The organism is Enterobacter sp. AC1 (genome assembly GCF_050434705.1).
GTDB lineage: Bacteria > Pseudomonadota > Gammaproteobacteria > Enterobacterales > Enterobacteriaceae > Enterobacter > Enterobacter cloacae_L.
In genome coordinates this window covers 1-18168 of the sequence record NZ_JBNDIZ010000014.1, presented here as the reverse complement: position 1 = coordinate 18168, position 18168 = coordinate 1, and the positions used below count along the sequence as shown (strand labels likewise).

The following is an 18168-nucleotide window of genomic DNA, read 5'->3' as shown; positions in this document are numbered from 1 at the left end:
AGTCTTCGGTGGAGCGGTAGTTCAGTCGGTTAGAATACCTGCCTGTCACGCAGGGGGTCGCGGGTTCGAGTCCCGTCCGTTCCGCCACTTATTAAAAGCCCTGAGTTAACGCTCAGGGCTTTTTTCTTATCTGCTGCCTCATTATTGCTAAATCAGCAAAAATCCTCTGCGTTTTACGATCTTTTTCTTCATAACCTCTGCAGCGATAATTCTCCTCAGTTAACAAACATTATGAATAACGAGGATTATATGACTCTCCCTGCATTTGGTCTGGGCACATTCCGCCTGAAAGACGACGTTGTGATCGCATCGGTTAAAACCGCACTGGAACTGGGCTATCGCGCAGTTGATACGGCACAGATCTATGAAAATGAAGCTGCCGTTGGACAAGCTCTCGAAGAGAGCGGTGTGCCGCGTAATGAGCTGTTCATCACTACAAAGATCTGGATTGAAAACCTCAGCAAAGACAAGCTCATCCCGAGCCTGAAAGAGAGCCTGAAGAAATTGCGCACCGACTACGTGGATCTGACGCTGATTCACTGGCCATCACCGAACGATGCCGTTTCTGTGGAAGAATTCATGCAGGCCCTTCTGGAAGCAAAAGCTCAGGGCTTGACCCGAGAAATTGGTATCTCCAACTTCACCATTCCGCTGATGGAAAAAGCCATTGCCGCTGTAGGTGCAGAAAATATTGCGACCAACCAGATTGAACTGTCTCCTTACCTGCAGAACCGCAAAGTCGTGGACTGGGCAAAACAGCACGGTATCCACATCACCTCATACATGACGCTGGCCTATGGTAAAGCGCTGAAAGATGAAGTGATTACGCGTATCGCTGAGAAACATAGCGCGACTGCCGCGCAGGTCATTCTGGCATGGGCAATGGGTGAAGGTTATGCCGTGATCCCATCTTCAACTAAACGTGAAAATCTGGCCAGCAACCTGTTAGCAACGGATCTTCAGCTGGATGCCGATGATAAAAAAGCGATCGCAGCCCTGGAATGCAACGATCGTCTGGTTAGCCCGGAAGGCTTAGCGCCTGACTGGGATTGATATTAACCCCCCCCCTCTGTACTCTAAACCCTCACACAGCTCCTTCGGGAGCTGTTTTTATATGCTCGCTCAGGAAGTCAATAAAGGCCCTGATGCGCGTGCTTACCGCTCTGTCACTATAATACACTGCGCTAAAAGGCATCTCTACCGGTAGACGCTTATCGGCCATTATCTCCACGAGCTCACCGCGCGCAATTTCTTTATCAATCATGTAATCCGACAAACAGGCGATGCCATTCCCGGTGAGGCACAGCTGTTTTAGCGTTTCCCCGCTGTTCGACGATAATCCGCAGGTAATTTCATGCAGCTGGCCATCATGACAGGCGACAGGCCAGGTGTTCAGCGACACAGGCTCCGTAAAGCCCAGGCACAGGTGCTGCTTCAATTCTTCAACCGTCTCCGGTTTACCATGTTCAGCAATATAGTCTGGTGATGCGATAATTTTGCGGTAGCTGGCAAACAGAGGGCGGGCACGCAGGCTTGAATCCGTCAGGGTTCCCGCGCGGATGGCCACATCCACTTTTCGCTCGATCAGGTTGATAAACGTCTCTGAGGAGACCAGAGAGAGCGTCATCTCCGGATAACGTTCGCGGAAAGGCTTGATCAGCGGCATCAGAAAGTGAAGCACAACCGGCGTGGCCGCATCAATGCGCAGCAACCCACGCGGGGTGCTGCGGGTTTCCATAATCTCCGTCTCCGCTGCGGCCATCTCCTGCAGTACCGACTGCACGCGGCGGAAATAACGCTCTCCTTCTTCCGTCAGGCTCAGCTGCCGCGTCGTTCGGTTGAGCAGACTTACCCCCAGCTTCATCTCCAGTTTTTTTACCGAGCGGCTAACAGCGGAGTTAGCCTGCCCCAGCTGTTCGGCCGCCCGGCTAAAACTGCCGCTTTCGACGACGGCGACAAAGATTGTCAGCTCTTCAGACGTTGCTTTCATTGTTGCACTACCTGCAAAACTCAATTGATATTTTGACCATTTTTGTTATTTAAGCACTGGCGCATACTGCCTGTCATCTTAATCCTGATGATACGGAGTATTTTATGCCACTGGCGCTACTTGCCCTGACGATCAGTGCCTTTGCAATTGGCACGACCGAATTTGTTATCGTAGGACTGGTTCCTACCATTGCTAACCAGCTTGCGATCTCGCTGCCCTCAGCCGGGCTGTTGGTGTCTATCTACGCCCTGGGCGTCGCCGTTGGTGCGCCGGTCCTGACGGCGCTGACCGGACGTTTCCCACGTAAGCAGCTGTTAGTCGCGCTGATGGTGCTGTTCACTGCCGGCAACATCCTGGCCTGGAAGGCGCCGGATTACACCACCCTGGTGATTGCCCGCCTGTTGACCGGCCTTGCACACGGTGTGTTCTTCTCTATTGGCTCTACCATTGCAACCAGCCTGGTCCCCAAAGAGAAAGCGGCTTCAGCCATTGCGATCATGTTTGGTGGGTTGACCGTTGCACTCGTCACGGGCGTACCGTTGGGAACGTTTATCGGACAGCACTTCGGCTGGTGTGAAACTTTCCTGGCCGTTTCCTTACTGGGCGTCATCGCCCTGGTGACCAGCCTGCTGCTGGTACCGTCAAATATTCCTGGCCGGGCGAGCGCCAGCCTGCGCGATCAGCTGAAGGTGCTCACGCATCCGCGTTTGCTGATCATCTACGCGGTTACGGCACTGGGCTATGGTGGGGTATTCACCGCCTTTACTTTCCTGGCACCGATGATGCAGGACCTGGCAGGTTTCTCACCCAACGCCGTGAGCTGGATTTTGCTGGGATATGGTATTTCCGTTGCCATTGGCAATATCTGGGGCGGCAAGCTTGCCGATAAGCACGGTGCGGTACCAGCGCTGAAATTCATCTTTGCCGCCCTGGTTGTTCTGCTGATGATTTTCCAGTTCACGTCTTCGATGCACTACGCCGCGCTGGTCACGGTACTGGTTATGGGGATCTTTGCCTTTGGTAATGTTCCCGGACTTCAGGTTTATGTTGTACAGAAAGCCGAGCTCTATACGCCTAATGCGGTGGATGTGGCATCGGGTCTGAACATTGCCGCATTTAATATTGGCATCGCGCTGGGTTCCATCATCGGCGGGCAAACCGTAGCGCATGTTGGATTAACCCAGACACCGTGGATTGGTGCGGTGATTGTCCTGGTGGCTTTCCTGCTGATTGGCCTGAGTGGGCGTCTGGATAAACCTGCTCGCGTCGCGCTGGGATAACATCAGTAAGTGCTTGCTTACAAAACTGGAAAGCGGTTTCTCAGAAATTGCGTTGAAAGTGTGACCTAAAGTCCCTATAACATTAGAACCAGTCCGTTTTCCGGGCTGGTTCATGTTATAGAGGCTGTTTCAAAAAGTGCGAAAAAATACCTATGCCATGCGTTATGTTGCCGGAATGCCCGCGGAGAGGATTTTGCCTCCGGGGTCGTTTGCGAGCATAAGCCAGGCATTACCCGCCGGTACTCCGTTAAGCAGCGATGAAAAAATTCGCGTGCTGGTGTGGAATATCTTTAAGCAGCAGCGTGCAGAGTGGTTATCGGTACTCAAGAACTATGGAAAAGATGCCCACCTGGTTCTGCTCCAGGAGGCGCAAACCACCCCTGAGCTGGTGCGGTTTGCGACCACCAACTATCTTGCCGCCGACCAGGTGCCTGCATTTGTTCTGCCTCAACATCCCTCAGGCGTGATGACGCTTTCTGCAGCACATCCCGTCTATTGCTGTCCGCTGCGCGAACGCGAGCCTATCCTGCGCCTGGCGAAATCAGCGCTGGTGACGGTCTACCCGCTGCCGGATACCCGGATGCTGATGGTCGTGAATATCCACGCGGTAAATTTCAGCCTGGGTGTGGATGTGTATAGTAAGCAATTACTTCCAATCGGTGATCAGATAGCGCATCACAGCGGGCCCATCATTATGGCCGGCGATTTCAATGCCTGGAGCCGCCCGCGCATGAATGCGCTGTATCGCTTTGCGCGCGAAATGTCGCTGCGTGAAGTTCGTTTTAACGATGACCAGCGCAAAAAAGCCTTTGGTCGTCCTCTCGATTTTGTCTTCTATCGTGGTTTGAGCGTGCATGACGCTTCTGTTCTGGTGACGCGCGCCTCCGATCACAATCCTCTACTAGTTGAATTCAGTCCCGGCAAACCTGATAAATAATGGTGTGTCAGGTCTGCCGTGGGGCAGGCCTGCGCGGGTACTGCCCTTTATTTTAAACTCACAAAGGACAGTACGATGACAACAACACACTCCCATCATGACAATGTAGAAAAACAGTTTGGTTCTCAGGCAAATGCTTATCTGAGCAGCGCCGTGCACGCTTCTGGCCGCGACCTTGTCCGCCTCGGTGAGCGCCTCGCGGCATTCCCGCAGGCGCACGTGCTGGATTTAGGCTGCGGGGCAGGGCATGCCAGCTTTACGGCTGCGCAGCAGGTGGCGCAGGTTACCGCCTATGATTTATCCAGCCAGATGCTGGAGGTGGTTGCTGAAGCGGCGAAGGCGAAAGGGCTGGACAACATTAATACGCGCCAGGGCTATGCCGAATCCTTACCTTTTGATGATGCGTCCTTTGAGGTAGCGATCAGCCGTTATTCCGCGCACCACTGGCATGATGTCGGCCTGGCATTACGTGAGGTCAAACGCGTTCTGAAGCCGGGGGGCATCTTCATCATGATGGATGTGATGTCGCCCGGGCATCCGGTGCGCAATATCTGGCTGCAGACGGTGGAAGCGCTGCGCGACACCTCGCATGTGCAAAACTACTCCAGCGGTGAGTGGTTTTCATTTATCACTGACGCGGGGCTGATTGCGCGCGCGTTGATTACCGACCGCTTACCGCTGGAGTTCAGCTCGTGGATCGCGCGGATGCGCACCCCGGAAGCATTAAGGCAGGCAATCAGGCTGTATCAGGAGAGCGCGTCTGCAGAGGTGAAGGCGTACTTTGAACTGCAGGACGATGGCTCTTTTACCAGCGATACCATCATGGCTGAAGCGCAAAAAGCGGGATAAACAAAAAAGGCACCGAGGGGAATCGGTGCCTTTTTATCTTTCGATCGTGTTATCAGGAGTCTGGCGTAGCGCTGTTCTTAACAAACAGCGTCAGCTGGTCGCCTGGTTTCAGATTGTCAGTATCGTTGTTCCAGCGCATCACATCTTTGATGTTCACGCCGTGTCGTTTTGCGATACTGGACAGTGAATCGCCCTTGCGCACGCGATAGGTAATGCTATCGCTGTTGCTGGCGAGACGCTGTGCGCTGCTACCTGCACCCACCGTCAGCGTTTGACCAACTTTCAGCCCTGAACTGCGCAGATTATTCCACTGCTGCAGATCTTTTGCCGTCACGCCAAGACGCGATGCAATGCCCGAAAGCGTGTCACCTGAACGAACCTTATAGCTGCGGCTGTTGACTGATGATGCATCCGCGATCAGCGTTGACTGAACGGCGGCGATTTCACCAGAAGCTAAAGACTCACGTAACTGCTCGGCATGTTTCTGCGGAACCATTACATACTGCGGACCACTTGCCCCCAGCGTTGAGCCTTTAACGCCAGCATTAAAGGTTTTCAATTTACTTACCGACATACCCGTCATATCAGCGACCTGTTGAATATCAACCGGACTGCTGAGGCGAACGCGCGCCAGTGCACGACTTTCGTCTGGTGTTGGCAGTTGCACACCGTAACGCTTGCTGTTCTTGAGAATATCGCTCAATGCCAGCATTTTCGGCACGTAAATCTTTGTTTCCTGTGGCAGTGAGAGCGACCAAAAATCGGTGGATTTACCCCGTGCTTTATTCGCTTTCATTGCCTTCAGTACACGACCTTCGCCACTATTGTACGCTGCGACCGTTAACAGCCAGTCGCCGTCAAACATCTTATTCAGACGTTGCATCATGTCGAGAGCGGCTGTCGTTGAAGCGACAACATCGCGACGCGCATCATAGTTGCGGGTCTGTTTCAGACCATAATTTCGCCCGGTGCTCGGAATGATCTGCCAAATGCCTGCGGCATTGGCGCCAGACGTCGCGTGTGGGTCAAAAGCGCTCTCCACTATGGGTAGGAGTACCAGCTCCATAGGCATGTTACGTTTCTTAACTTGCCCGGCTATCCAGTACATATACGGCTCTGCCCGTAACGTTACATCGTGGAGATAGCTCTTATTTCTTAAATACTTCTGTTTCTGTTCGCGAATCCGGGTATTTTCCGGAATTCCCATCTTTAGCTCGTCGCCAATAGAGGCCCACAAGTCTTGTTCCTGCGCGAAAGATGTCCCATCGTCCAACCATCGCGCCTGACTTGTAAACTTCCCTGCTTCCCCTTGACCAGCTGCAGAAAGGCTCTGTGCGTGCTGTTGTACGTTGCTGCCGTTCTGCGACTGGCAACCTACAAGCAGGACAGAGGCGAGTAATATCGCTTTTGCCTTCATGTGTGTGTCAATAGTTGCTTAAAAGACGAGCGATGATAACGGCGAAATTTTGAAAAGGCAACACGCAATTATCTGAAGTTATCTTTCTTTGACCTTAACCATGCAAATCGCTCTTCTGGTTGTTGCAAATTTGTTTCTAGGTTAATTTTATTAATTAAATCAATATCATCTGTTCGTAAAAATAAATTAATTTGGCGCTCATTTTTCAGAATTACGGGGAGTGTTTTTTGGTTTTTTGCACGTAACTTCTTCACTTTGTGATAATAATCCTGAATCGCCCGATCCTCTGGTAAGAGGTTCACGGAAAACTTCATATTCCCTAATGTGTACTCATGGGCGCAACAAATGAGCGTCTCATCAGGTAGTGCGTTAATCTTCTGTAAAGACTGGTACATTTGCGCAGGCGTGCCTTCAAACAGTCTTCCGCAGCCCCCTGAGAACAGCGTGTCGCCGCAAAAAAGATAAGGTTTACTGTAGAAACACAGATGTCCTAAAGTGTGACCCGGTGTAGCAAATACGGAAAACTCCCACTCGCGTATGAGGATATTTTCGCCTTCTTCGACTACTTGTGTTGTTCCCTTATCTTGTGTCTCTGCCGGTCCGTAAACCACAAGATGCGGAAAGTGGGCACGCAGATCGGGCACACCGCCAGTATGATCGTGATGGTGGTGGGTCAACAGAATGGCTTCAGGCTGCCAGCCGTTTTCCTTGATGGCATGCAAAACGGGGGCGGATTCTCCGGGGTCCACAATGACGCATCGACGATCGTCGTCAACCAAAACCCAGATGTAATTGTCCTCAAAAGCAGGAATACTGATAAGATTCATACATTACCTCTTATAGCGTGGCGGGTGTGTTGATGAAACCGGCAAGGATACCTCAGACTGTCGCAGCACCGGAACGTTGGGCGGAATTGCCCTGGGGTGAATACTATCGCGAGGCGTTAGAACAACAGCTAAAGCCCTGGCTCGCGAAAATGTATGGCTTTCACCTGCTTAAGATTGGCAATCTCAGCGCGGAAATCAATACCGAAAGCTGCGCTATCTCGCATCAGGTCAACGTCTCTCTCGGCGGATCCCCGGTACAGGTGAAAGCAGACCCTTTACATCTGCCGTTTGCGGAAAAATCCGTTGACGCGTGCTTGCTCGCGCACACGTTACCCTGGTGCAGCGACCCGCACCGTCTGCTTCGCGAAGCCGATCGCGTGCTGATTGATGACGGCTGGCTGGTACTGAGCGGATTCAATCCGCTGAGCCTGATGGGCCTGCGTAAGCTGGTACCGGTGCTGCGCCGGACTCCGCCCTACAACAGCCGGATGTTCACCATGATGCGCCAGCTCGACTGGCTCTCACTCCTGAACTTTGAAGTGCTCTGCTACGGGGGCTTTCAGGTGCTGCCCTGGGCGCGGCAGGGGGGCGTCGTGCTAAGCACCCATCTGCCCGCATTAGGCTGTTTGCAGTTTATCGTCGCGCGTAAGCGAACCATTCCCCTTACGCTTAATCCGATGAAGCAGAGCAAGTCGAAAACGCCCATCCGCCAGACCGTGGGGGCCACGCGGCAATACAAAAAAACCGATTAGGCGTCGGGCTGATAGCCTGCATCTTCATGAGCGGGATTGGATGCCGCAGCGCGCGCCAGTTCGTCGCAGCGTTCGTTTTCCGGATGGCCAGCGTGGCCTTTTACCCATTCCCACTTAATCTGGTGTTGTCCCAGCGCAGCATCAAGACGTTTCCAGAGGTCGACATTCTTGACCGGCTTCTTGTCGGCGGTCTTCCAGCCGCGTTTTTTCCAGTTGTGGATCCACTGGGTGATCCCCTGACGCACGTACTGGCTGTCGGTGCTCAACACCACGTCACAATGTTCTTTTAACGCCTCCAGCGCCACAATGGCCGCCATCAACTCCATCCGGTTGTTGGTGGTCAGAAAATAGCCTTCGCTAAAGGTTTTTTCGTGCTGGCGATAGCGCATAATCGCACCGTAGCCGCCGGGGCCCGGGTTACCGAGACAAGATCCATCGGTGAAAATTTCTACCTGTTTACGCATCTCTGGTAGACTTCCTGTATTCGAAACGTTCAGTTAAACGATAAGTCTGACATAAATGACCGCTATGAGCACTGCAATTACTCGCCAGATTGTTCTCGATACCGAAACCACCGGTATGAACCAGATCGGCGCACACTACGAAGGGCATAAGATCATCGAGATCGGCGCCGTTGAAGTGGTGAACCGTCGTCTTACGGGGAACAACTTCCACGTCTACCTCAAACCCGATCGGCTGGTGGATCCAGAGGCGTTCGGCGTTCACGGTATTGCCGATGAGTTCTTGCTGGATAAACCGACGTTTGCGGATGTCGCTGACGAGTTCCTGGAATACATCAAGGGCGCCGAGCTTGTCATCCATAACGCCTCGTTCGATATCGGCTTTATGGATTATGAATTTAGCAAGCTTAATCGCGATATCCCGAAGACAAACACCTTTTGTAAGGTGACGGACAGCCTGGCGCTGGCGAGGAAAATGTTCCCCGGCAAGCGTAACAGCCTTGATGCCCTCTGTTCGCGCTACGAGATAGACAACACCAAGCGAACGCTGCACGGGGCATTGCTCGATGCCCAGATCCTGGCGGATGTCTATCTGACGATGACCGGCGGTCAGACGTCAATGAAGTTCAGCATGGAAAATGAATCCCAGCAGACGCAGGGCGAAGCGGGTATTCAGCGCATTGTCCGTCAGGCAAGCCGGTTGCGGGTAGTTTCAGCCAGTGAAGAAGAGCTTCATGACCACGAATCCCGGCTTGATCTGGTGCAGAAGAAGGGCGGAAGCTGTATGTGGCGCGCCTGAAAAAACGCCGGAATGCCTGTAAAATCATCGGTTGGGTGATTTTTGCAGCAAACGATTCAAAACGTGAGAAAAAGCGTTGACGAGATCGGAGGCACACCGTAATATGCGCCTCGTTCCCCAAACGGGAACAGTGGAGCGGTAGTTCAGTCGGTTAGAATACCTGCCTGTCACGCAGGGGGTCGCGGGTTCGAGTCCCGTCCGTTCCGCCACTATTCAGAAGGCCTGAATCAGAAATGATTCAGGCCTTCGTCGTTTCAGCTTCCTGAATTCCTTCCTCTTTTTATTAACAAAAAGTTAAATAACATGGTGCATATAATTAACATATGCACAACATTAGTGCGTTATTTGCACTGAAATTGTGCATTTAATCTGCCTGTGCCGCTTCTGACGCCAGTCAGGGCGTTTCTTTTTGTAAAATATAAATCACGAAAAATCATCCTCTTATCTCCTGCTTTCCAAAAACCTCCTGAACCAATTACGTATTGGTTTGGTTATTGCTTAATCATTAGCACGATAAGCGTCATTCCATATCAATAACTTATCGTTAATAAAAATAAAGCAATGATGAAAGCGAGCGAACCAATATGGAAAAACCGTCACGGTTTCTGGCAAATTCCAGCACTGCGCTTGAACAGCTGCGCGGGCTAATCAACCAGCACGAGTCAACACCAGGCATTCCGCTGCCCACAGAACGTGAGCTGTCGGAGACTCTCGGCGTAGGACGACGCGAAGTGCGTCGCGCGCTGGACGTGCTGGAAGAAGAGGGGCGCATCTGGCGTAAGCAGGGCAAAGGAACCTTTATCGGTCCGGCTGCACCTGTTGAACCGCTGGCCCTTCAGGGATTGGTTCAGCAAACCAACCTTCTGGAAGTGATGGAAGCTCGTCTGCAGCTCGAACCCGGCTTAGCCCGGCTTGCGGCACTGCGTGCCACCAGGGAAAACCTTGCGCTCATGCAGCGCATGCTGGAACGCATTGACAAGGTCAGCCCGGACGACCGCGATCTCAACGAACTGTGGGATAGCGCCTTTCACCGCGCCATTGCGGAAGCGGCGGGTAATCGCCTGATGCTCGGCCTGTTTGACGCCATTGATGCCGTCAGACGTGAACCGGGCTGGCAGCATCTGCGTGAATTAGCCCGCACGCCCGAACGCGTCGACAGCTATAACGACCACCATCACAAGATCATGGCTGCGATTATCCATCGCCAGCCTAACGAGGCAGCGGCCGCCATGCGCGAACACCTGCTCAGCCTGCAAACCGCCCTGATCCATGCGATCCACCTTGAGGACGACTTCACCCTATGACGACGATCCCGTTTAAGGACTCCGCGCCAGTACTGCGGCTGAATAATCTCAACGTCAAATTTTCCGGCTCTCCGGTGAGCGTACTGGACGGCATTTCCCTGACGGTCAAAGCGGGCGAAACGCTGGCGCTGGTGGGGGAGTCAGGCTGCGGGAAAAGCATCACGTCGCTAGCGCTGATGGGCTTGCTGCCTGCCAGCGCACAGATTGTCAGCGGTGAGATGCAGTTTCGCCGTCACGATCTGCGCAAGCTCTCGCCGCGGGAGTATGCCGATCTGCGCGGCAGCGAGCTGGCGATGATTTTCCAGGAGCCGATGACCTCGCTTAATCCGGCGTTTACGCTGGGCGATCAGCTGAGTGAAGCGGTCATGCGCCATCAGAACGTCTCACGAGCAGAGGCGATGCAGGCTGCGCTACAGGTTCTGGAGAAAGTGCAGATCCCGGCCGCAGAGATGAGGCTGAAAGCGTACCCCCACCAGCTTTCCGGCGGGATGCGCCAGCGGGTGATGATTGCCATGGCGCTGATTAACCACCCCAAACTGCTGATTGCGGATGAACCGACCACCGCGCTCGACGTCACCATCCAGGCGCAAATCCTTGCCCTGCTCAACGACTTGAAAGAAGAGACCGGCACGGCGGTGCTGATGATCACTCACGATTTAGGCGTGGTGGCAGAAGTCGCCCAGCAGGTGGCGGTGATGTATGCCGGACAGGTGGTGGAGCAGGGAAGCGTGGAGGCCATCTTTGCCGACCCGCAGCACCCGTACACCATCGGCCTGATGGGGTCGATTCCTTCCCTTGGCGCGCGTAAAGGCCCGCTTTCCACTATTCCCGGATCGGTGCCGCTGCCGGAATCCATGCCGAAGGGCTGCCGTTTTGCCACCCGCTGTCCGTTTGCGCAGGCGCGCTGCCATGATGAAAAACCACAGCTCGCCACACTGGGTGCCGGCCATCAGGTCGCCTGTTTCCGCGTACCGCTCGAACACCACATTGCCCTGGGAGAGACCGCATGACCACGCCCATTCTTGAAGCCCGCGATCTTAGCAAGCTGTTTCCCGGCCCTAAAAAACTCTTTACCCCGGCACGGTTCGTCACGGCGGTCGATCGCGTTTCGCTTGCCGTGATGCCGGGCGAAACGCTGGCGATTGTCGGCGAGTCCGGTTCCGGAAAATCCACTCTCGGTCGTCTGCTGCTGCGCCTGCTGGCCGCCAGCGAAGGGCGCGTGTTTTACCAGGGGGAGGAGATCACCTATGCATCAGGAGCGCGTCTGAACCAGCTCCGGCGCGAGCTGCAGATTATCTTCCAGGATCCCTTTGCCTCGCTGAACCCGCGCATGACGGTGGAGCAGATTGTCGGTGAGCCGCTGTGGCTGCATCAGAATATGAAAAAAGCGGACCGCCAGTACCGCGTTGCCGAGCTGCTTAAGACCGTTGGCCTGCCTGCCGCCTGGGCCGGACGCTATCCGCACGAGTTTTCCGGCGGGCAGCGCCAGCGCATCGGCATTGCGCGCGCGCTGGCTTCCGGGCCGAAACTGCTGCTGGGGGATGAACCCGTCTCCGCGCTGGATGTGTCCGTACAGGCGCAGGTGGTTAACCTGCTTGAAAGCCTGAAGCATCAGTTCGGCCTGACGATGGTGATTGTTGCCCACGGTCTGGCGGTTATTCGTCATATGAGCGACCGCGTGGCGGTCATGTACCTCGGGCAAATCGTCGAGCTTGCCAGCGTCGATGAGATCTTTGACGCACCGCTGCACCCCTATACCCAGGCGCTGATCGCCTCGGCGCCGCAGATGCAGCCCGGCGTGGAACGCGCCGCGCCGCTGCTGCAGGGAGATTTGCCGAACCCGGCCAGCCCGCCGTCCGGCTGTCGCTTCCACACCCGCTGCCCGTACGTCACCGACGAATGCCGCCAGGTCGAGCCGATTAATCAGGTGCTCGACGGCGGACGTCAGGTTGCCTGCCACCGCTGGCAGGATATTAATCGCGATCGCAGCGTTATCCAGATTGCTCCGCCATCCGCCGCTTTCCTGCGCCGCCGCGCGCTGTTTGAACACGCGGCCACTCACTCGTCCCTTCCTTCAAGGAACTCATGATAATGACAATGCGTAATTCTCTTTTGACCGTACTGGGAAGTGTTATGTTGCTTGGCGCGGCGCTGCCCGCCCATTCTGAAAGCGTACTGCGTGTCGGTCTGGGCGCTGACCCGGACATGCTCGACCCGCATCTGGCGCGCACCTACTATGGCCGCTTCGTCTTTGCCTCTCTCTGCGACAGGCTGGTGGACGTGGATGAAAACCTGAAGGTTGTCCCCGGTCTGGCTAAAGACTGGGCGTGGAGCGAGGACGGTAAAACCCTGACGCTCAATCTGCGCGACGGGGTCACCTTCCACGACGGTGAGAAATTCGATGCCGCCGCCGCAAAATACAACCTCGACCGCGCCCTGACCCTGAAAGGCTCCCTGCGTAAAAGCGAGATCTCCTCCGTTGAATCGGTCGAGGTCACCGGCCCGATGCAGATTGCGCTGCACCTGAAAACGCCGGATGCCGCGCTGCTGATGCAGCTCACCGACCGCGCCGGGGCAATGATGGCCCCCGAAGCGGCGAAAAAGCCTGACTTTGCCGCCCACCCGGTCTGCTCCGGCCCGTATAAATTCGACAGCCGCGTGTCCCAGGACCGCATCGTTCTGACCCGCTTCGACAACTACTGGAACAAAGGCGCTTACCACTTCGACAAAATTATCTATCTGCCGATCCCGGATGCCTCCGTGCGCCTCGCGAACCTCCGCGCGGGCGATCTTGATCTGACCGAAGGCATCGCCGCCAGCGACGTGAAAACCGTCGAAGCCGACAGCAAGCTGGCGCTGGCGAAGGTGACCGGTCTGGGCTATCAGGGCATCACCTTTAATATCAACAACGGCAAGGTACCGGCCAACGATCCGTTCAAGGACGCGCGCGTGCGCGAGGCGTTCTCTCAGGCCATCGACCGCGATGCGTTAAACCAGGTGGTCTTTGAGGGGCTGTACACCCCGGCAAACCAGGCGTTTTCGCCGGTCAGCCCGTATCACGTCAACCTGCCGGTCCCACCGCGCGATGTCGACAAAGCCAAAGCGCTGCTGAAAGCGGCAGGCGTCACCGCGCCGCTGACCGTCAACCTGCTGGTGCCGAACAACCCAACCTCGCAGCAGGTCGGTCAGGTGCTGCAGGCGATGGTCGCCGAGGCGGGCTTTAACCTGAACCTGCAGATGACCGAATTCGCCACGCTGCTGGATCGCCAGCAGAGCGGTGACTATCAGCTGAGCTTCTCCGGCTGGTCGGGTCGTCCGGATCCGGATGGCAGCATCTACGGCTTTATCCACAGTAAAGGCACGCTGAACGACGGTCGCTACAGCAACGCGCAGGTCGATGAGTGGCTGACCCAGGCGCGCCAGAGCACCGACCAGGCTGCCCGCCAGCCGCTGTATGACAAGGTGGTGAAGCAGCTCCAGATCGACATGCCGATTGCCTACCTCTACTTCGAGCCGCGCATTTTTGGCCTGAACAAGAAAGTGCAGGGCTTTAAGCCTTATCCGGACGGCATCGTGCGTCTGGCGGGCCTGACGCTGGCGAAATAAACGTCCTGAGGAGAACCCATGCTGGAACTGATTTGCAAACGTCTGCTGCTGGCCGTCCCGACGCTATTGCTGGTGAGCATGATGGTTTTCGGGCTGCAAAAGCTGCTGCCCGGCGACCCGCTGATCGCCATGGCCGGGGAGGAGCGTGACCCGGCGGTCATCGCCCAGCTGCGCGCGGAGCTGAACCTCGATGCGCCGATCCCCGTGCAGTATTTCCACTGGCTAACGCGCGCGCTGCAGGGCGATCTGGGCGTCTCCTTACGCACGCATGAACCGGTGACGCAGCTCATCGCCAGCAAGCTGCCGGTTACGCTGGAGCTGTCGCTGCTGGCGATGATTATCGCGCTGGTGTTCGGCATCAGCATGGGGATCCTTGCGGCGGTGAACAAAAACAGCTGGGTCGATCACGGGGCGAACTTCGTGGCGATCTCGGGGATCTCGATCCCGCACTTCTGGCTGGGGATCCTGCTGATTCTGGTCTTTTCGGTAAACCTGCAGTGGCTACCCGCGTCCGGCTATGTGCCGTTCAGTGAAGATCCGCTCCAGAACCTGCGCACGCTGCTGCTGCCCGCGTCCGTGCTCGGAACGGGGCTCGCGGCAACGTTGATGCGCCACACCCGTGCCTCGATGATTGCGGTACTGAAGGCGGACTACATCCGCACCGCGCGGGCGAAAGGGCTGCTGCCGAAGGCGGTGATCCTGAAGCACGCTTTTCGCAACGCGCTGGTGCCGGTGATCACCCTCACCACGCTGCTGTTCGGCGAGCTGCTGGGCGGCGCGGTGCTGACCGAGCAGGTCTTCACCATTCCGGGCTTCGGCAAGATGATCGTCGACTCGGTATTCAACCGTGACTACGCGGTGGTGCAGGGCGTGGTGCTGATCGTGGCGATCGGCTTCCTGATGCTGAACCTACTGGCCGACGTGCTCTACGTCCTTATCAATCCGAAAATGCGAGGTTAACGATGGCGGAACTGACGACTCAAACCGTTGCCCCCGCGCTGCCGCGCGCGCAAAACCGGGTGCTGAAGAAATTCCTATCGAATAAAAGCGCGGTGATTGGCGCGGTGGTAGTGGGCTTCTTTGTGCTGGTGGCGCTGCTGGCGCCGTGGATCGCCCCGTTCGACCCGGTTAAAGCCAACTTTCTGGCGGTGCGTAAAGCGCCGTCGGCGATGTACTGGTTCGGCACCGACGAGCTGGGGCGCGACATTTTATCCCGCATTATCTGGGGGGCGCGCACCTCGCTGATGGCGGGCTGCATGTCCGTTGTTATCGCGGTGGTCATCGGCGTGCCGCTGGGGCTGGTGGCGGGCTACTTCCAGAAGATGTGGGACGGGGTGATCTCGCGCTTTATCGAGGCGCTGCTGGCCTGTCCGTTCCTGATCATGGCGATCGCGCTGGGGGCATTTTTGGGCCCGAGCCTGACCAACGCGATGATCGCCATCGGTCTTTCGGCGATGCCGTTCTTCGCCCGCCTGACGCGCGGTCAGGTGATCGCCATTCGCAACGAAGAGTACATCGACGGCGCGCGGGCGATTGGCCTGCCGGATCGCTGGATCATCATTAAATACGTCCTGCCCAACGTGATGTCGCCGATCCTGGTGCAGGCCACGCTGGCGATTGCCTCGGCGATTATCGCCGAAGCCAGCCTGTCGTTTTTGGGGCTGGGACAGCAGCCGCCCAATCCGTCCTGGGGCTCCATGCTCAACACCGCGAAAGGGTTTCTTGAGCAGGCGCCTTGGATGTCCGTTTTCCCCGGCGTGGCGATTTTCCTTGCCGTGCAGGGCTTTAATTTACTCGGCGACGGGCTGCGCGATGCGCTCGATCCGCGCCACGACTAAGGAGTCATGATGACCAAAGCGCTTGATTTTACCTCCGGTTACGCTTCACGACGCCCTCCGATGATGGGCCATAACGCGGTAGCGACGTCCCAGCCGCTGGCGGCGCAGGCGGGGATGAAGATGCTGCAGCTGGGCGGGAATGCCGTCGATGCGGCCATTGCCACCGCGATGGCGCTGACGGTGGTCGAGCCGACCGGCAACGGGATCGGCAGCGACGCCTTTGCCATCGTCTGGGACGGTGAAAAGCTGCACGGCCTGAACGCGTCCGGTCGTTCGCCTGCGAGCTGGCATGCGGATCTGTTTGCCGGAAAAACCGCGGTGCCGGAAATCGGCTGGGACGCGGTGACCGTGCCGGGGGCGGTATCCGGCTGGGTCGCACTGGCGGAACGCTTCGGCACGCTGCCGCTGACCACGCTGGCGCAGCCTGCCGTTGACTACGCGCGCAACGGCTTCCCGGTCTCCCCGCTGATTGGCCATCTCTGGCAGCGCGGCTATAACAAGCTGAAAGATCAGCCGGGATTTAGCGCCTGCTTCGCGCCGGAAGGCCGCGCCCCACGCGTGGGGGAAATCTTCCGTAACCCGGCGCAGGCGAACTCGCTGGAGCTGATTGCGAAAACCAACGGCGACGCGTTTTACCGCGGCGAGCTGGCGCAGAAAATTGCCGCCTTTGCCAAAGAGCACGGCGCGCACCTGACGGCTGAGGATCTGGCAAACCATCGTGTGGACTGGGTAGACCTGCTTTCGCGCGACTTCGCGGGCGGTTCGGTGCAGGAGCTGCCGCCTAACGGTCAGGGGATCGCCACGCTGATCGCGCTCGGCATTCTGGAGCAGTGCGGCATCGAGAAGCATCACCCGGATTCCGTGCAGTCCCTGCACCTGTCTATTGAGGCGATGAAGCTGGCGCTGGCGGATCTCGATCGCTACGTGGCGGACGAAGAACACATGGCGTTCGCGGCGAAAGAACTGTTGAGCGACCATTATCTGAAGTCGCGCGCGGCGCTGATTAACCACGATAGCGCCTCTGATTTTGTCTACGGCTCCCCGACGCAGAGCGGCACGGTCTACATCAGCACCGCCGACGCCAGCGGGATGATGGTCTCGTTTATTCAGTCCAACTTTATGGGCTTTGGATCAGGCATCGTGGTGCCGGACACCGGGATCAGCCTGCAAAACCGGGGCTGCGGGTTTGTGCTGGATCCTGAGCACCCGAACGCGCTGGCGGGCAGCAAGCGTCCGTTCCATACCATCATTCCGGGCTTTGCGATGGACGGCAGCGGCAAGCCGCTGATGTCCTTCGGCGTAATGGGCGGGCCGATGCAGGCGCAGGGGCACATGCAAATGGCGCTGCGCATCATGCTGCACGGGCAAAACCCGCAGGCGGCAATCGATGCCCCGCGCTGGCGCGTGGTGCAGGGCAGGGAGGTGATTGTAGAATCAACGTTCGATCGCAATACTATCGCGGCGCTGCGCGAGCGCGGACATCAGATCGTGGTGGAAGATCCGCTTCAGGATTATAACTTTGGCGGGGCGCAGGTGATCTATCGCCTGCCGGAAGGGCACTACGTGGCCGCGACGGAAAGCCGCAAAGACGGGCAGGCGTTGGTGAGTTAATGTTTTATCCTCCCTCTCCCTTTGGGCTGAGGGATCCCCGGTAATTTTTTAGCCGGAAGCGATAAATATTGTTTCAGGATAATTAATGACTTACAGCGATGCCCTGATCCGGCTGTAAATCGCTGAGGCGTTTCCTGTAGGCCGGGGCGAGGCGCAGGGATGCGCCGAGAGGGCGGGCTTTACATGGACGTTGCCTCCGCCCGTCCCCGACAAGCCGGAAGGAATAAGCCGAGGGCACCGCGAAGCGGCGATTTACCGCCGGGAGCCCGGGTCGCCAGGGTGGTGGCGACTGAGCCACCCTGGCACGTTCACAGGTTGTGTCGTTACAGAGTAGCGAGGAACATAAAGTGAACGGAATAACCTCCACAGCCGTATGTTCCCCCTCACCCCAGCCCTCTCCCTCTGTACGGTCCGGGGACATGGTAGACAGGTGTTCGGGGACATGGTGAACACTTTTTAACATCCTTTACCCATGGTGATCGACTTTTTCTTCAGGT

The 18168-nt window shown here is 56.6% G+C and carries 17 protein-coding genes and 2 tRNA genes; 15 read left to right on the top strand and 4 right to left on the bottom strand.

Annotation, left to right across the window (positions count from 1 at the left end; all coding sequences use genetic code 11):
* The first annotated feature begins 10 nt into the window (after positions 1-10).
* Positions 11-87, top strand: a tRNA-Asp gene (locus tag M2433_RS23335).
* Positions 88-249: 162 nt separating this feature from the next.
* Positions 250-1053: a 2,5-didehydrogluconate reductase DkgB gene (gene dkgB / locus M2433_RS23330; RefSeq protein ID WP_429057926.1), complete on the top strand. Its 804-nt coding sequence runs from the start codon at positions 250-252 to the stop codon at positions 1051-1053.
* Between the two features lie 31 nt (positions 1054-1084).
* On the opposite strand, the gene yafC is transcribed toward dkgB, so the two are convergent.
* Positions 1085-1990 carry a DNA-binding transcriptional regulator YafC gene (gene yafC, locus M2433_RS23325; RefSeq protein ID WP_429057924.1) on the bottom strand — a complete coding sequence of 302 codons (906 nt, stop codon included), beginning with the start codon at positions 1988-1990 and terminating at the stop codon, positions 1085-1087.
* A gap of 104 nt (positions 1991-2094) precedes the next feature.
* Between yafC and M2433_RS23320 the strand changes: the two genes are divergently transcribed.
* The 3 genes from M2433_RS23320 to M2433_RS23310 all read left to right on the top strand — a co-directional run bounded on the left by M2433_RS23320 (position 2095) and on the right by M2433_RS23310 (position 5056).
* Positions 2095-3270: an MFS transporter gene (locus M2433_RS23320; protein WP_429057923.1), complete on the top strand. Its 1176-nt coding sequence runs from the start codon at positions 2095-2097 to the stop codon at positions 3268-3270.
* A 136-nt stretch (positions 3271-3406) separates the two neighbouring features.
* A complete protein-coding gene (locus M2433_RS23315; RefSeq protein WP_429057921.1) occupies positions 3407-4207 on the top strand; it encodes an endonuclease/exonuclease/phosphatase family protein in 801 nt (266 codons plus the stop codon).
* Between the two features lie 75 nt (positions 4208-4282).
* Entirely contained in the window at positions 4283-5056 is a 774-nt protein-coding gene (locus M2433_RS23310) for a class I SAM-dependent methyltransferase (protein WP_429057919.1), read from the top strand.
* 52 nt (positions 5057-5108) lie between these two features.
* Here M2433_RS23310 and mltD read toward each other — a convergent pair whose 3' ends face one another.
* Both mltD and gloB read right to left on the bottom strand, forming a co-directional pair.
* On the bottom strand, positions 5109-6473 hold the full coding sequence (gene mltD, locus M2433_RS23305) for a murein transglycosylase D (RefSeq protein ID WP_429057917.1): 1365 nt from the start codon (positions 6471-6473) through the stop codon (positions 5109-5111).
* A gap of 68 nt (positions 6474-6541) precedes the next feature.
* A complete protein-coding gene (gene gloB / locus M2433_RS23300) occupies positions 6542-7300 on the bottom strand; it encodes a hydroxyacylglutathione hydrolase (RefSeq protein ID WP_429057915.1) in 759 nt (252 codons plus the stop codon).
* 32 nt (positions 7301-7332) lie between these two features.
* Between gloB and M2433_RS23295 the strand changes: the two genes are divergently transcribed.
* Positions 7333-8052, top strand: a complete 720-nt coding sequence (locus M2433_RS23295) for a class I SAM-dependent methyltransferase (RefSeq protein ID WP_023310484.1) — start codon at positions 7333-7335, stop codon at positions 8050-8052.
* On the opposite strand, the gene rnhA is transcribed toward M2433_RS23295, so the two are convergent.
* The gene (rnhA, locus tag M2433_RS23290; protein WP_023310485.1) at positions 8049-8516 is read right to left on the bottom strand and encodes a ribonuclease HI; all 468 of its coding nucleotides are present in this window, start codon (positions 8514-8516) and stop codon (positions 8049-8051) included. The genes M2433_RS23295 and rnhA overlap by 4 nt on opposite strands.
* Positions 8517-8580: 64 nt before the next feature.
* On the opposite strand from rnhA, the gene dnaQ reads away from it, so the two are divergent.
* The 9 genes from dnaQ (at position 8581) to M2433_RS23245 (ending at position 17671) form a co-directional block, all read left to right on the top strand.
* The gene (gene dnaQ, locus M2433_RS23285) at positions 8581-9312 is read left to right on the top strand and encodes a DNA polymerase III subunit epsilon (protein WP_047347368.1); all 732 of its coding nucleotides are present in this window, start codon (positions 8581-8583) and stop codon (positions 9310-9312) included.
* A 132-nt stretch (positions 9313-9444) separates the two neighbouring features.
* Positions 9445-9521, top strand: a tRNA-Asp gene (locus tag M2433_RS23280).
* Between the two features lie 375 nt (positions 9522-9896).
* A complete protein-coding gene (locus M2433_RS23275; RefSeq protein WP_429057912.1) occupies positions 9897-10616 on the top strand; it encodes a FadR/GntR family transcriptional regulator in 720 nt (239 codons plus the stop codon).
* A complete protein-coding gene (locus M2433_RS23270; RefSeq protein WP_429057910.1) occupies positions 10613-11626 on the top strand; it encodes an ABC transporter ATP-binding protein in 1014 nt (337 codons plus the stop codon). Before M2433_RS23275 ends, M2433_RS23270 begins: the two co-directional genes overlap by 4 nt.
* The gene (locus tag M2433_RS23265) at positions 11623-12705 is read left to right on the top strand and encodes an ABC transporter ATP-binding protein (protein ID WP_429057909.1); all 1083 of its coding nucleotides are present in this window, start codon (positions 11623-11625) and stop codon (positions 12703-12705) included. The genes M2433_RS23270 and M2433_RS23265 overlap by 4 nt, the downstream gene beginning before the upstream one ends.
* A 2-nt stretch (positions 12706-12707) precedes the next feature.
* Positions 12708-14222 carry an ABC transporter substrate-binding protein gene (locus tag M2433_RS23260; RefSeq protein ID WP_429057907.1) on the top strand — a complete coding sequence of 505 codons (1515 nt, stop codon included), beginning with the start codon at positions 12708-12710 and terminating at the stop codon, positions 14220-14222.
* An 18-nt stretch (positions 14223-14240) separates the two neighbouring features.
* Positions 14241-15182 (top strand): ABC transporter permease, encoded by a 942-nt coding sequence (locus tag M2433_RS23255; protein WP_008500268.1) that lies wholly within the window; start codon positions 14241-14243, stop codon positions 15180-15182.
* 2 nt (positions 15183-15184) lie between these two features.
* Positions 15185-16060, top strand: coding sequence for an ABC transporter permease (locus tag M2433_RS23250; RefSeq protein ID WP_429057905.1), 876 nt, complete (start codon positions 15185-15187; stop codon positions 16058-16060).
* 9 nt (positions 16061-16069) lie between these two features.
* Positions 16070-17671 (top strand): gamma-glutamyltransferase family protein, encoded by a 1602-nt coding sequence (locus M2433_RS23245; RefSeq protein ID WP_429057928.1) that lies wholly within the window; start codon positions 16070-16072, stop codon positions 17669-17671.
* The last annotated feature ends 497 nt before the right edge of the window (positions 17672-18168 follow it).

What these genes read in the sequence shown, in the direction of transcription:
- dkgB (WP_429057926.1), top strand. Translation starts at nt 250, where the DNA reads ATGACTCTCCCTGCATTTGGTCTGGGCACATTCCGCCTGAAAGACGAC.
- M2433_RS23255 (WP_008500268.1), top strand. Translation starts at nt 14,241, where the DNA reads ATGCTGGAACTGATTTGCAAACGTCTGCTGCTGGCCGTCCCGACGCTA.
- M2433_RS23265 (WP_429057909.1), top strand. Translation starts at nt 11,623, where the DNA reads ATGACCACGCCCATTCTTGAAGCCCGCGATCTTAGCAAGCTGTTTCCC.
- M2433_RS23270 (WP_429057910.1), top strand. Translation starts at nt 10,613, where the DNA reads ATGACGACGATCCCGTTTAAGGACTCCGCGCCAGTACTGCGGCTGAAT.
- M2433_RS23260 (WP_429057907.1), top strand. Translation starts at nt 12,708, where the DNA reads ATGACAATGCGTAATTCTCTTTTGACCGTACTGGGAAGTGTTATGTTG.
- mltD (WP_429057917.1), bottom strand. Translation starts at nt 6,473, where the DNA reads ATGAAGGCAAAAGCGATATTACTCGCCTCTGTCCTGCTTGTAGGTTGC.
- M2433_RS23310 (WP_429057919.1), top strand. Translation starts at nt 4,283, where the DNA reads ATGACAACAACACACTCCCATCATGACAATGTAGAAAAACAGTTTGGT.
- rnhA (WP_023310485.1), bottom strand. Translation starts at nt 8,516, where the DNA reads ATGCGTAAACAGGTAGAAATTTTCACCGATGGATCTTGTCTCGGTAAC.
- dnaQ (WP_047347368.1), top strand. Translation starts at nt 8,581, where the DNA reads ATGAGCACTGCAATTACTCGCCAGATTGTTCTCGATACCGAAACCACC.
- M2433_RS23245 (WP_429057928.1), top strand. Translation starts at nt 16,070, where the DNA reads ATGACCAAAGCGCTTGATTTTACCTCCGGTTACGCTTCACGACGCCCT.
- M2433_RS23295 (WP_023310484.1), top strand. Translation starts at nt 7,333, where the DNA reads ATGAAACCGGCAAGGATACCTCAGACTGTCGCAGCACCGGAACGTTGG.
- gloB (WP_429057915.1), bottom strand. Translation starts at nt 7,300, where the DNA reads ATGAATCTTATCAGTATTCCTGCTTTTGAGGACAATTACATCTGGGTT.
- M2433_RS23320 (WP_429057923.1), top strand. Translation starts at nt 2,095, where the DNA reads ATGCCACTGGCGCTACTTGCCCTGACGATCAGTGCCTTTGCAATTGGC.
- M2433_RS23250 (WP_429057905.1), top strand. Translation starts at nt 15,185, where the DNA reads ATGGCGGAACTGACGACTCAAACCGTTGCCCCCGCGCTGCCGCGCGCG.
- yafC (WP_429057924.1), bottom strand. Translation starts at nt 1,990, where the DNA reads ATGAAAGCAACGTCTGAAGAGCTGACAATCTTTGTCGCCGTCGTCGAA.
- M2433_RS23275 (WP_429057912.1), top strand. Translation starts at nt 9,897, where the DNA reads ATGGAAAAACCGTCACGGTTTCTGGCAAATTCCAGCACTGCGCTTGAA.